This window comes from Virgibacillus doumboii, from assembly GCF_902806455.1.
Lineage (GTDB): Bacteria > Bacillota > Bacilli > Bacillales > Amphibacillaceae > Lentibacillus > Lentibacillus doumboii.
Genome location: NZ_CADCWQ010000002.1, coordinates 351,055 through 363,951 on the forward strand (window position 1 = coordinate 351,055; position 12,897 = coordinate 363,951).

A 12,897-nucleotide genomic window follows, 5' to 3' on the forward strand; every position below is an offset into this window, starting at 1 on the left:
GTTCGGTTTCTGTTTTTGATAAAACACTTTTGTCCCAGCCTCTTGTCATTTTTAATATGGATCTGCGTCATGTCCTTTGTCAACTGCTTTACCAGGTGCTTTTTCACTATCTTTGTTGCCGAGTGGATTTTTACTTGATCCGTCTGAGCCCATCTTACTTGCCTCGGCCAATCCTTCCCGGAGGCGTCGTCCGTATTCTTCGTCAGCTTCCTCTGCAAGTGAAAGCATATTATCCTGAATTTCCTGGTGACATTCCGAGAGATCCCCTACAAGGTTTTTGATTAACTCATCTTTTTCCCAGTCTTCAAAACTCCGGTATGTTTCTCCGGCTTGTTTCGTATTACTTGTTCGGTCAATACTTTCCCGTACCAGGTTACCTTCAACTTTTGGTGTATATTCTTTACCAGTTTGTTTTGTCTCTTTTAATCCACCAAGTGATGATGGTTCATAGTTAACATGCGGATTTTTTTCTGGTACATTTTCCGACTCATACCGCATATTTCCACCTGAATGATTCGTTGCAACCCGTTTTTTGGCGGCATTGATAGGTAATTGCAGATAATTGGCCCCAACACGGTACCGCTGTGTATCAGAATAGGAAAATGTCCTTCCCTGAAGCATTTTGTCATCAGAGAAATCCAGTCCGTCGACAAGAACCCCTGTACCGAATGATGACTGTTCCACTTCAGTAAAAAAATCTTCCGGGTTTTTGTTCAGCACCATTTTTCCAACCGGAAGCCACGGGAATTGATCTTCAGGCCAAATTTTTGTGTCATCAAGCGGGTCAAAATCAAGTTCCGGGTGCTCATCATCACTCATGATTTGAACGAAAAGTTCCCATTCAGGATAATCTCCCTGTTCAATCGCTTCATACAAATCCTGCGTTGCATGATTAAAATTGGTTGCCTGGATTTCGTTTGCTTCCTCCACTGTCAGGTTTTTGATTCCCTGCTTTGGCTGCCAATGATATTTAACAAGTACTGCCTCTCCATCCTTGTTGACCCATTTATACGTGTTCACTCCAGACCCCTGCATCATTCGGTAGTTTGCAGGAATCCCCCATGGTGAATACATAAACGTGACCATATGGAATGATTCCGGCGAGTTTGAACAGAAATCAAAAAAGCGCTCGCTATCCTGAAAATTCGTAACTGGATCAGGCCGAAAAGCATGGATCATATCAGGGAATTTCATCGCATCACGAATGAAAAAGATTTTTATGTTATTCCCGACCAAATCCCAATTTCCATCTTCTGTGTAAAATTTAACTGCAAACCCGCGTGGGTCCCGGACTGTTTCCGGTGAATGCCTTCCGTGTACAACTGTTGAAAAGCGGACAAAAACAGGCGTCTGTTTGCCTTTTTCCTGAAACACTTTTGCCCGTGTATATTTTGAAACAGGGTCATCACCGGCAGTTCCATATGTCTCAAAATACCCATGCGCACCGGCACCACGTGCATGAACAATTCGCTCAGGAACCTTTTCCCGGTCGAAATGACTTATTTTCTCAATGTAATCATAGTTTTCCAGTGTTGCAGGCCCGCGGTTTCCCACCGTTCGTATATTCTGGTTGTTAGTAACAGGATGACCCTGTTTAGTCGTCAGTGTATCATCGTTTTCGATATTCGTTTGATACTTATCGCTATCGTTAGCCATTGCTCATCCTCCTCTTTTTTTCACTAATTGCTAGCTTATCCAATATTCATTCAAAATATGACAATCATTTGCAATGTTTTGGTATGGAGGTGCGCAAATACGATTATTGAAAAAATCTTTACCGGGAAGGGAAACAATTAGGATTCACTGTTAAAACTGCGCTATAATAGAGGTAAGAAGTCATTAGGCGGAGGGGAGATACGATGGCGCAAATTAACAAGTCTGAGAAACAGCTTTGTGTGTCACTGGTACCGATATTTAACCATCTGGAATATTCCGAGCAGGAGGAAATCGCTAAAGCAAGCAGGAGTAAAACGTATGATAAAAAGGAAGTTATTTTCCAGGCTGGAGATCCATCTGAGTATTTGTATATTGTTCATAAAGGCAAAGTGAAAATATATAATCTGTCCGAATCGGGAAAAGAACAACTGATTCGCATTTTGGAGCCAGGTAATTTTATGGGGGAACTGGCTGTTTTCACGGATGAGTGGTTAACGAGTTATGCAGAGACAATCGAGCGGACAGAAATATGCGCCATCCACAAAAATGATTTAAAAGAACTCCTGGAGGATAAACCGGCTATTTCATTTAAGTTGCTGGCTGAAAGCAGTAAACGGCTGATGAGTGCCGAGAAAACAATTGAACGGTTAAGCTCGCAGGATGTTGAAATGCGGGTTGCATCCTATTTGCTTGAACTGGCTGAAAATGCAACCACGTTAACAACTCCACTAAAAGTAACGCTGCCAATGAGTAAAAAAGATCTTGCTTCCTATATAGGAACAAGTCAGGAAACATTAAGCCGCCGATTGGCCGGGTTTGAAGAAAAAGGTTGGATCCATCAAACAGGGCAACGTAAAATTGAAATACTTGATATGGACGAATTAATAAAACTAGGAGGATAACATTAGTTGTTATCCTCCTGGTATTTTTATGATTGTGTTTCTTTTTGTCTTTGTTTTCCACTTTTCCCGGACAAGATCCATCCGCCTATAGCAAGCGATAGCAGTATGCCCCAGAAAGTTAATGTCCAGCCTGTGCTGTGTGCAAAGTCATGTGGTAATACGCCAACATCCTCGTGGGAAAGGGTAATTACAGCGAGTTTTACACCAACCCATCCGACAATCAGGTATGCAGTAGTTTCCAGGCCTGGTCGTACTTCAAGAAGTTTAACGAACCAGGTGGCAGCAAACTTGATCAGTACAAGACCTGCAATACTTGCGATGACAATTACGATAAATTGTCCACCGTCCATTCCGCCGATCTGTGGCAATGGTGTCAGTGGCAGTGCCACGGCAAGTGCAACAGCTGCAAGAATTGAATCAACTGCAAAGGCTACATCGGCCACTCCGATTTTAGCTACAGTAGGCCAGAAGCCCGAACCTGGCTTTAATTCTTTTTCATGACTCTCATCTTTCGGGTTAAGATTTTTATAAACGTGTTTCCCGCCCAGGTAAATGAGATAGGCTGCTCCAAGTGCCTGAACTTCCCAGACGTTTGCCAGAAACGATATTAGGAAAATGGCAGCGAACCGGAAAACGAATGCCATATAAATACCAAGGTCAATGGCACGCTTTTTTTGATCTCCCGGCAGGTGTTTTGCGATTACTGCGAGTACAAGTGCGTTGTCAGCAGATAAAATACCTTCTAAGCCTATTAGTATTAATAATGTCCATGCATATTCGAGCCAAAGTGCTTCCAAATTGATTTCTCCTTTCTGAAGCCAAAAAAATAAAGGCTTTTACCAATTAATGCGGTAAAGGCCCTTAAAATAGAATAAGACCTTTACCAGCATAGGCAAAGGTCTTGCTAACAACACCGTAAGTTGCCAGAAAAGCCGAGAGTTTTGCGAACAACTCTGTAATGACGACTTAACTGTTAAAGCTACTCCCCTTTGAAAATCTATTAATATTAAACCACTGTACCAATCAAATGTCAATGTTTTTTGGTATGCAGCTTATGGTGTCAGTGCCTTTTCCTCTATATATAGTTTGCTTAATTGAAGAATATATTCATGTGTATCTGTCGAAAAATCATACCTGAATCTTTTTCTTTTCTGAAACGTATAATTAAGAATAGAGTAAAGGATGGTTCGAATGATGACCGAATATGGAGAAAAGGTATATAAAGAACTGCTGGTATGGCGAAAAAAGGTTTTAAAACGATCGGGATTTGTTAATCAAATCTCCAAAAAAGCACAGACGAAAATAAACGGGATAATCCCCGAAAGAGCTCACAAAATTATCACCGACAGTATAAAAAACATGGTAAAGGCTACCTTATTTGGCTCCGATTTGACAACGAATAAAGAACAGTCTGCAGGATTAAGTCTTATGGAACAAGATGAAAGGCTTAAAGAAAAGCTCGCTTCTTATCGGAAAACAGCAGTTATTGAAGGGGCCGGGACAGGTGCAGGCGGGATTTTTCTGGGACTTGCCGATTTTCCGTTGCTGTTATCCATTAAGGTAAAGTTTCTGTTCGAATCTGCTGCAGTGTATGGTTATGATACACGTGAATATGAGGAGCGGTTATTTATCCTTCACGTTTTTCAGTTGGCTTTTTCCAGTGATGAGAAACGTCGGGAAACATTTCATATTGTTGAGAACTGGGCAGACGAAAAGGATAGGCTTACAGATATGGATTGGCGGGTATTTCAACAAGAATATCGGGATTATATCGATCTGGTGAAGATGCTTCAGCTGGTTCCGGGTTTAGGCGCAGTTGTAGGTGCGTATGCCAATCATAATTTGCTTGATACGCTAGGGGAAACTGCAATGAATGCGTACCGGTTACGACTGTTAACTGAACAGCCGCTGGATTACTAAATTAAGGTGTAATGAAAGTCAGGAAGGTATATTCATGGAACGATGGGATTTGTATGATAAAAATCGAAATAAACTAAATAAAATGCATATACGGGATGTTCTATTGCCGAAAGGGTGTTACCACTTAGTTGTTCATGTTTGGGTTCAAAATGACAATGGAGAAATTTTGTATCCAAACGCCACCCGGATAAACACTATGGCAATCTGCGGGAGTGTAAAGGTGGTTCTGTATTGAGCGGTGAAAGCAGTTTGGAAGGGGCCTTGAGGGAGACAGAAGAAGAGCTTGGATTGCAGCTGGACTCCACGAGTGGCCGACTGCTTACCAGCGAGTTGCGAGGAAATCATCACTCGGATAATTGGCTATTTAAATCCAATGCCGATATTGATGATCTGCGGTATCAGGCCGATGAAGTAATCGACGCAAAATGGGTCAATCGGGACACATACCTAAAAATGCTGCAGCAAAACGAATTGGTGCCAACACTCAGGCACTTTTTTGATGAACTAAATTTCAGGTGATTGTAAGCGGATATTAACATGTTCTGGCACCGCACGCAGATAACTTCCAATTAACCCTTGTGAAGAAATAGTATCTTTTGACACCCTTTTTTGTTTAATCATGATTTCTAAAGGATGATAGAAAGGAAATTCGTTCATAATTACTGTCTTGTCATCTTTCCAATAAATAGGTACTTTATTGTCGTTAAAAAAAGTAAGTGACGGAGAAACAGGAATACCGCCCCTGAAAAACGGATGCTCATTTTCCTTGGATATCCCTGGCTCATTAAGGCAAACATATAATGCAAGACTATCAAAGAACTGCAGCAGACCATAATGGAAATCAAATAGATGTTCAGCAAAATCGTCCATAGACTGGATGATTCGCTGCCGGCGTTCTTTTTCCTGCTGCACAAATGCTGTTGCCTCTTTGGAGGTATTGTCGGACAGAAAGCGGGAGTAATGCTCGCTGCACAGTAATCCTGCATAGGCATCATTTTTTTCCACTTCATCAATCCCATGTTTATAAAAGATCGTTTTTGGTGTATTCGGAAAATCAACAAACGTATAAGGAGCCTGTTTTTGGTCATTCCAAAATGGCTCTTTGTCAATCAATTTCCACGCGTAATCATGATTTTCAATTGCATATAAAACAGACTTTTTAAATGCTTTCCCTGAAAATAATGAATCTTTCAGACCGGTTGCCATCTTTCCGGAAATTTGTGCATGGTAATTCTGCTCAATCATAACAAAATCATGCTCATTTTCTCGTACAATCATTGATTAAACACCCTTTCCGTCTGACTATACACTCTAAGTATACGAAAAATATTTTTTTCTAACCAGTACTTGCTAAAAATAGGTATATATCGTATAATAACTTACATAAAGTAACTAAGTATAAAATTGTAATTAAACAATGGGAAGGAACGAATACTATGGAAAAGAAGTTTTTTGAGAAACCGACAATCTATGTTGGCGAAGTAAATATAAATGTAACAAATCTGGAAAAATCACTCGAATTTTATCAAAATATCATCGGGTTTTCAGTATTGGAGCAAACAGATCGTAAAGCAGTATTGACTGCAAATGGAAAAAGGGCCTTACTGACACTGGAGCAGCCGGAAGATGTTGTACCGAAAGAGGGAAGGACTACCGGGTTGTATCACTTTGCAATTCTCCTGCCAAGCCGGGCTGACCTTTCTTCATTTTTAAAACATATGATCCAAACGAATACCCGCCTGGGCGCATCTGATCATTATGTGAGTGAAGCACTTTATTTGTCTGACCCGGACGGTAATGGAATTGAAGTATACCGTGACCGGCCATCTTCCGAGTGGAGTTGGACTGGTGACCAGGTTGCGATGGCTACGGAGCCGCTTGATGGCGAGAGCCTGCTTGCGGAAAGCCAGCAAACATGGAATGGTATGCCGGAAGATACGGTGATGGGACATATTCATTTGCATGTGGCAGACCTGAAAAAAACAGAAGAATTTTACATGGAAGGGCTCGGATTTAATATTGTTACCAATTATCCAGGTGCATTATTTACTTCAACCGGCGACTACCATCACCACATCGGGCTGAATGTCTGGAATGGAGCGGGAGCACCGGCACCAGCTAAAAACAGTGCAGGAATGAACTGGTATACACTTGTTTTCCCGGATGAAGTTACCAGAGAAGCAAGAGTTGAGAAACTGCAGCAAATTGGTGCTGTTGTGACAAAAGAGCAGGATGTTTATGCAGCAGAGGATCCTTCGGGGAATGTTATACACCTAGTTGTTGAGTAAATCAAAAAAACGTTCCAGTATTTATCTGGAACGTTTTTATTTGCTTCGATATAAGAAAAATTTCAGCACACGTTAAATGCCGGATCAAGGTGGAAGTTCTTAAGCGGACATATTTTCCCTTATTTTGATAGAATAGCACCGATTTACTGTTTTGACGGACTTTTGTTCCGTTATTTAACTATAATCGTAGAGAAAAAGCTCTTTTTTTGACTAATAGTGGAACAAATGTCCGTGAACAGCCTAAAAACACTGTTTTTGTCAAAAATAACGGAATAAATGTCCGTATAAAATATGAAATGAAAAACCGGCATACTATTGAAAGAAAGATTTGGCACGTCACTTCACTCTAGCAGCTATTCAAAGTTTTTTATACCATTCACCGGCAGCCTGTACTTCATCATAAGTTAACTGGTGACCTTTATTTTCCCAATGCAGTTCTGCATCAGCACCGGCATTTTCTAATAGCGTTTTAAGATCTTCAGACTCCTGTGCAGGGCAAATCGGGTCATTCGTCCCGGCAGCGATAAATACATTTTTTCCGGAGAGGTCAGGCAATTCAATCCCGCGCCTCGGTACCATCGGGTGGTGCAGGATGGCTGCTTTTAGTGCATCCTGATAATGGAACATCAGGCTTGCTGCAATATTGGCACCGTTGGAATATCCAACAGCAATGATGTTATTTCGGTCAAAATTATTTTCTTCAGCTGCTTCATCCAAAAATTCATTCAATTCTTTTGTACGGGCAATCAAATCTTCTTCGTCAAATACCCCTTCAGCCAATCGTTTAAAAAAACGCGGCATTCCATTTTCAGATACATTCCCCCGGACACTCAGCACATTGGCATCTTTATCGATTTCGCGTGCAAGCGGTAATAGGTCCTGTTCGGTGCCCCCGGTTCCGTGAAGTAATAATAATGTTGGTCCTTCTGGATTATTTCCTTTTTGAAATATATGTTTCATCATTTTTCTCCTTTCTGATTCATTCATTTATATTGTTCAATCCGATTCGTTTCAGTACGTCAATCACCAGTTCTTTTTCCTCCGATTTAATATCTTCAAAAATCTCCTCAATTACTTTTTGGTGCTGCGGGAAAATTTCATTCATCAGTTTTTCCCCTTGCTCTGTTATGGAAACATAAAAAACACGGCGGTCATTTTCACAATTTTTTCGTGTTAGCAGACCACGCTTTTCCAGTTTATCAATTACATAGGTTATCGATCCGCTGTTTATGAGGACGGCGTCACATATTTGCTGTACGGTCTGGGTACCTTTATGGTACAATGCTTCCAATATAGTGAATTCGGTAATTTTGACACCATGACTTTTTATATCTTTTTTGACTTGTTCTTCCACTGACTTTGAGGCCTTCATCAGTACAACGAATGTTTTTAGTGACAGATTTTCACTCATGTTCTCAACTCCAACGTAAACAGAACTAAATTTATTTTGAATTCAAAATAAATTTTAAAGTAGACAGAGGAAGAAGTCAAGCGGGGTGCCTGTCACTTCCCGAATTTTGTCGAATGGTTTCAGTTTGAATTGTACATTTTCTTTAGATATTTTGGAGTAAGAAGGACAACTATAATTTGGAAGGAAAGGTGTTTCAAATGGGAAAATGTAATATCGATCATTCTCATGCAGACGTTGTGAAGAAGCTGGAAAGCCAGGAATCATTTCTCCCGGACTATTTAACTCAAAAAATACAGTCCTTTTTAAAAGAGCAACATTCACAGGAAACACTAAACGATTTATTCCACCTTTTAAAAAAATATGATCTTTCTTCCGATAACGAACGGGAAGAGAGAAATGAAAAAATGCTTGCGCTTACCAGCTGATTAACTGAAAAAACTGCCATCCAACGACAAGATGGCAGTTTCGTTTATTTTTGTTTTGCAGCTTCGGTCATTTGGCTCCAGATGGAGCCTTTTGCTTCTTTTCCGCCTTGTATCCGTGACAGAGCCATTTTCACCTGCATCCGCACTTCAAATTCCGGATCATCCAGGGCTTCCTGAAGTGCCGGGATAGCAGTTTCATCGCCAACCTCGTATAAAAACATCGCAGCACGCCAGCGCACAATCCGGCTTTTGTCCGATAAGGTGGCGGTCATTTCAGGGATTGCCTCGGTAAATCCAAGGTCTGAAAGGCAGTCGCCAGCTGTACGTCTTACGTTTACCCCCTTATCTTTTAATGCCTTATACAAATAGGGAAGAACTTCTTTTTCCTCAATCATTCCCAAATAGGCAGTTGCCAGACGGCGTACGGATCCTTTTTGGTCGTCAAGTGCCTTATCCAATACAGGGAGGTCCTCAAGACCCGGGTCCATCCGGTCCAGTGCGGCATAACGATCCTTCCAGTTAGGGGCATCCAGCATTTCAAGCGTAACTTTTTTCCACGGGGAAACAGCCTGGTTCCCTGTTGTTTCATTGTTTACGGCAAGGTCCATCAGTTCAGCTATCCGACCTGGACCATAACTTGCATCTATTTCGTCGACGACATCCTGACCGATTTCCTGCACATCGCCATATCGCGGGCTCTGTTCCACCCATTTTCGCTCCATTAACATATTGTCCGATGCAACCGATGCTTCCATTACCGCATTTTTAAAGCGGTCGGGAAGCCCGAAACGGTGCTCTTCATCGCCTTCTTCCAGTTTAACTTGCATTGGAATACTTCGGAACATTTGAATAAATACCTTAACCTCGCCGAAATGTTGATCGACTGCAGCAGTTTCATTGCTCAATTCATCCGGGGATTCTTCGGATGAACCCAGTACATTGCGCACTTCCGGTAAAATCTCCTCCCACGATATACGGGGATTACGCTCAAGCGCAATGAAGTTGATTACCCGATACAGCCCTTTTACACCATTAATTTTAAAAAGTTCCTGGATATATGCTGGGGCAGTTGCCAGATCATCATCAAGCTTATAATTTTCTGTCTGACCATCTGCCAGCTGCTCATCCACATTTATTTTCATTGAATATGGACTTGGTGTCGGTTCGATCGATGTTATTTTCATAGCGCTGTCCTCCTTCAAACGAATTCCATTATGATGATTTTAACATATCCTTAAATTTAGCAGGGGACAAATGAAACAAATCGTCCCCATCTTATAAATATTCATTCCGATTGAATAAATTCTTCCTGCTATGAAAAAAGTATCCATAGGTACAACATATTTTAGAGAAGGAGTTTACGCAGATGACGATTCCGCGTGAAAAGGGTCTTGATAACAGCCTAACGCTGCTAAAGGAAGGCTATAATTATATTCCAAGAAGGCGCAACAGCTTCCGAACAGATATTTTTCAAACTCGCTTAATGGGGCAAAAAGTGATTTGTATTGGAGGGGAGGAAGCTGCTGAAGTTTTTTATGATAATGATAAGTTTCGGCGAAAGGGGGCGGCGCCAAATCGGATCCAGCAATCCTTGTTTGGAAAAAATGGCGTACAGACGATGGATGGTGACACACATAGACATCGTAAAGAACTATTTATGTCATTGATGTCAGCTGACCGGATAAAAGAACTGACTGAAATTACCAATAAGCAATGGGAGTTTGCGATTGATAATTGGCAAAAAAAGAAGCAGGTTGTATTGTTTTATGAAACGGAAGAAATCATGTGTCGCATTGCCTGTGAATGGGCGGGTGTCCCTCTGTGGGCAAATGAATTAAAGCAGCGGACGCGTGATCTTGCGGCAATGATCGATGCATTTGGAGCTGTTGGTCCGAGACATTGGCAGGGAAGAACTGCCCGCAACCGGACGGAAAGATGGATCCGAAATATTATTGATCAGGTACGTGATGGAAAGAGGTCTCCAAGTGAGGATACAGCTTTGTACAAGATGGCTTGGCATCGGAATCCGGATGGGAAACTGATGAGCACACAAATGGCAGCCGTGGAATTGATTAATATACTGCGCCCTATAGTAGCAATCGGCAGGTATGTTACCTTTGGGGCACTGGCAATGCACGAATATCCGGAAACAAAAGAGAAACTGCAGTCAGGTGACGAGGCGTACAACCGAATGTTTGTCCAGGAAGTTCGACGGTATTATCCATTTGGTCCATTTTTGGGGGCAAGAGTCCGCAGCAACTTTTCATGGAGCGGACACAATTTTAATAAAGGAACCCTTGTCTTTCTAGATGTTTACGGGACCAATCATGACCCGGATTTATGGGAAGAACCCGATAAATTTAAACCCGAGCGCTTCACAGACTGGGAAGGTAGTCCGTTTGATTTTATTCCACAGGGCGGCGGTGACTATAATATGGGCCATCGCTGTGCCGGTGAGTGGGTAACGATTGAACTCATGCGGGAAAGCCTGGAATTTTTAGCAAACCGGATTGAATATGACGTTCCCAATCAGGATTTGAGCTTCAGCATGGTGCGAATGCCCAGCATTCCAAAAAGCAGGTTTGTATTACGCAATGTTAGAAGGAAATAGACTTAGTTAAAAAAACGTTCTTGATAAGGACGTTTTTTATTTTAAATAGTGAATAGACATAACTATGTGAAACATGAAACATTAACCAAGTCAACTCTATATCTTTTCCCAACAGTTTGTTAACTAAGACAAACATCCAATGAATATGATGATATGTAGAACGTGCAAACTGGGGGAGAAGAATATGCAAATTCATGTAGTGCAACAAGGAAATACATTGTGGCGTATTGCGCAAAATTATGGAACAGATATAAACCAAATTATTCTGGTTAATGACTTGGAGAACCCTAATGAACTTGTGGTTGGTCAATCACTTGTTATTCCGGAGCCGGGAAAAGAATATGTTGTTCAAAGCGGCGATAATTTATGGCAAATTGCCCAAATGTTTGGTGTAACCGTACAGGAGCTCGCTGCAGCCAACAATATTACGAATCCTGCGGTGATATATGTCGGACAAATGCTTGAGCTGCCGTACTTTATTCACACTGTGCAGCCCGGGGAATATATTTGGCTGATTGGACAGCAATACGGTGTTTCGGTTGATGCAATAATCCAGGCAAATAATATGACTGATCCCGGATTAATATTCCCGGGTCAGACGATACGAATTCCGGCGCCAAACAGACCATTAACTGAAGTGAATGCCTATACAACTCAGCTGGATGAAGAGGGAAGAGGTGAAGTTCTTAGATTGGGAAGAAATTTCACCTACCTTAGTCCATTTACCTACAGTATAAATGCTGACGGCACCATTACTGACCTGCAGGAAAGCGGAGTTCTGGAAGCGGCAAGGGCAACAAATACAGCCCCATTATTAGTGCTAACCAATTTCACCGATGAAGGTTTTAATTCTGATCTGGCAGCTGCAATTCTTAGAAATCCTCAGCTGCAGGAAACACTAATTACGAACCTGTTGGAAATCATGCGTGCAAAAGGATATGCCGGGGTTAATTTTGACTTCGAATATGTTTACCCCGAGGACCGGGAAAACTATAATACATTTCTGCGGCGTGTAGTAGCCCGGCTGCATCCGGAAGGGTTTATTGTCTCGACTGCATTGGCTCCAAAAGAAAGCGCGGATCAGCAGGGATTATTGTATGAAGCACATGATTACCAGGCTCACGGCAATATCGTGGACTTTGTTATTGTGATGACATATGAATGGGGTTGGGCTGGCGGCAGACCGTGGGCGATTGCACCAATCAATAAAGTCCGCGATGTATTGAATTATGCCGTAACGGTTATTCCACGTGAAAAAATATTAATGGGTGTACCACTTTACGGACGGGATTGGAAAATACCGTGGGTGGAAGGAACAACTGCCAGAACGGTAAGCCCGCGTGATGCAGTACAGCTGGCGAATCAGTATGGGGTGGCAATCCAATATAATGAGACATACCAGTCACCGTTCTTCCGCTATTTTGATGAAGCCGGACAGGAGCATGAAGTCTGGTTTGAGGATGCCCGCAGTATGCAGGCCAAGTATGACACGATTAAAGAATATGGTCTGAGAGGGCCTGGTTATTGGGTGCTGGGCATGTTATTCCCGCAAAACTGGGCTGTGCTGCAGGATAATTTTGAAGTAAGGAAATTATGATTGAAAATGAGCGCCTCTGATATTGGTTCAGGGGTGTTTTTGTTTGCAGGTTTTGGAAAAAGCCGAAGTTCACAGTGATTTCGCCAA

At 41.9% G+C, this 12,897-nt stretch carries 13 protein-coding genes; 7 read left to right on the forward strand and 6 right to left on the reverse strand.

Translation table 11 applies throughout. The features are described from left to right. Positions 1-51 precede the first annotated feature (51 nt). Complete coding sequence (locus G6R02_RS18110) at positions 52-1,656, reverse strand: catalase (RefSeq protein WP_164670770.1); 1,605 nt, start codon at positions 1,654-1,656, stop codon at positions 52-54. A 203-nt stretch (positions 1,657-1,859) separates the two neighbouring features. On the opposite strand from G6R02_RS18110, the gene G6R02_RS18115 reads away from it, so the two are divergent. Beyond that, complete coding sequence (locus tag G6R02_RS18115; protein WP_164670771.1) at positions 1,860-2,558, forward strand: Crp/Fnr family transcriptional regulator; 699 nt, start codon at positions 1,860-1,862, stop codon at positions 2,556-2,558. A 26-nt stretch (positions 2,559-2,584) separates the two neighbouring features. Here the strand turns inward: G6R02_RS18115 and G6R02_RS18120 are convergent, their stop codons facing one another. Next, a complete protein-coding gene (locus G6R02_RS18120) occupies positions 2,585-3,355 on the reverse strand; it encodes a TerC family protein (protein WP_164670772.1) in 771 nt (256 codons plus the stop codon). Between the two features lie 397 nt (positions 3,356-3,752). On the opposite strand from G6R02_RS18120, the gene G6R02_RS18125 reads away from it, so the two are divergent. Beyond that, entirely contained in the window at positions 3,753-4,478 is a 726-nt protein-coding gene (locus tag G6R02_RS18125; RefSeq protein WP_164671121.1) for an EcsC family protein, read from the forward strand. A 231-nt stretch (positions 4,479-4,709) separates the two neighbouring features. After that, positions 4,710-4,997, forward strand: a complete 288-nt coding sequence (locus G6R02_RS20170; protein WP_246202659.1) for an NUDIX domain-containing protein — start codon at positions 4,710-4,712, stop codon at positions 4,995-4,997. On the opposite strand, the gene G6R02_RS18135 is transcribed toward G6R02_RS20170, so the two are convergent. Then, the gene (locus G6R02_RS18135; protein ID WP_164670773.1) at positions 4,983-5,756 is read right to left on the reverse strand and encodes a DUF3891 family protein; all 774 of its coding nucleotides are present in this window, start codon (positions 5,754-5,756) and stop codon (positions 4,983-4,985) included. The genes G6R02_RS20170 and G6R02_RS18135 overlap by 15 nt on opposite strands. Positions 5,757-5,914: 158 nt before the next feature. Here G6R02_RS18135 and G6R02_RS18140 point away from each other — a divergent pair, with 158 nt between their 5' ends. Further along, positions 5,915-6,766 (forward strand): VOC family protein, encoded by an 852-nt coding sequence (locus G6R02_RS18140; RefSeq protein ID WP_164670774.1) that lies wholly within the window; start codon positions 5,915-5,917, stop codon positions 6,764-6,766. A 357-nt stretch (positions 6,767-7,123) separates the two neighbouring features. On the opposite strand, the gene G6R02_RS18145 is transcribed toward G6R02_RS18140, so the two are convergent. Then, positions 7,124-7,726 carry an alpha/beta hydrolase gene (locus tag G6R02_RS18145; RefSeq protein ID WP_164670775.1) on the reverse strand — a complete coding sequence of 201 codons (603 nt, stop codon included), beginning with the start codon at positions 7,724-7,726 and terminating at the stop codon, positions 7,124-7,126. Between the two features lie 19 nt (positions 7,727-7,745). After that, entirely contained in the window at positions 7,746-8,177 is a 432-nt protein-coding gene (locus G6R02_RS18150; protein WP_164670776.1) for a MarR family winged helix-turn-helix transcriptional regulator, read from the reverse strand. Between the two features lie 197 nt (positions 8,178-8,374). On the opposite strand from G6R02_RS18150, the gene G6R02_RS18155 reads away from it, so the two are divergent. Continuing rightward, on the forward strand, positions 8,375-8,602 hold the full coding sequence (locus G6R02_RS18155; protein WP_164670777.1) for a group-specific protein: 228 nt from the start codon (positions 8,375-8,377) through the stop codon (positions 8,600-8,602). 44 nt (positions 8,603-8,646) lie between these two features. Here G6R02_RS18155 and G6R02_RS18160 read toward each other — a convergent pair whose 3' ends face one another. Then, complete coding sequence (locus G6R02_RS18160; protein ID WP_164670778.1) at positions 8,647-9,786, reverse strand: conserved virulence factor C family protein; 1,140 nt, start codon at positions 9,784-9,786, stop codon at positions 8,647-8,649. Positions 9,787-9,968: 182 nt separating this feature from the next. Between G6R02_RS18160 and cypC the strand changes: the two genes are divergently transcribed. Beyond that, on the forward strand, positions 9,969-11,213 hold the full coding sequence (cypC, locus tag G6R02_RS18165) for a CYP152 family fatty-acid peroxygenase CypC (RefSeq protein WP_164670779.1): 1,245 nt from the start codon (positions 9,969-9,971) through the stop codon (positions 11,211-11,213). Positions 11,214-11,397: 184 nt separating this feature from the next. Next, entirely contained in the window at positions 11,398-12,810 is a 1,413-nt protein-coding gene (locus G6R02_RS18170; RefSeq protein WP_164670780.1) for a glycoside hydrolase family 18 protein, read from the forward strand. Positions 12,811-12,897: the final 87 nt, after the last annotated feature.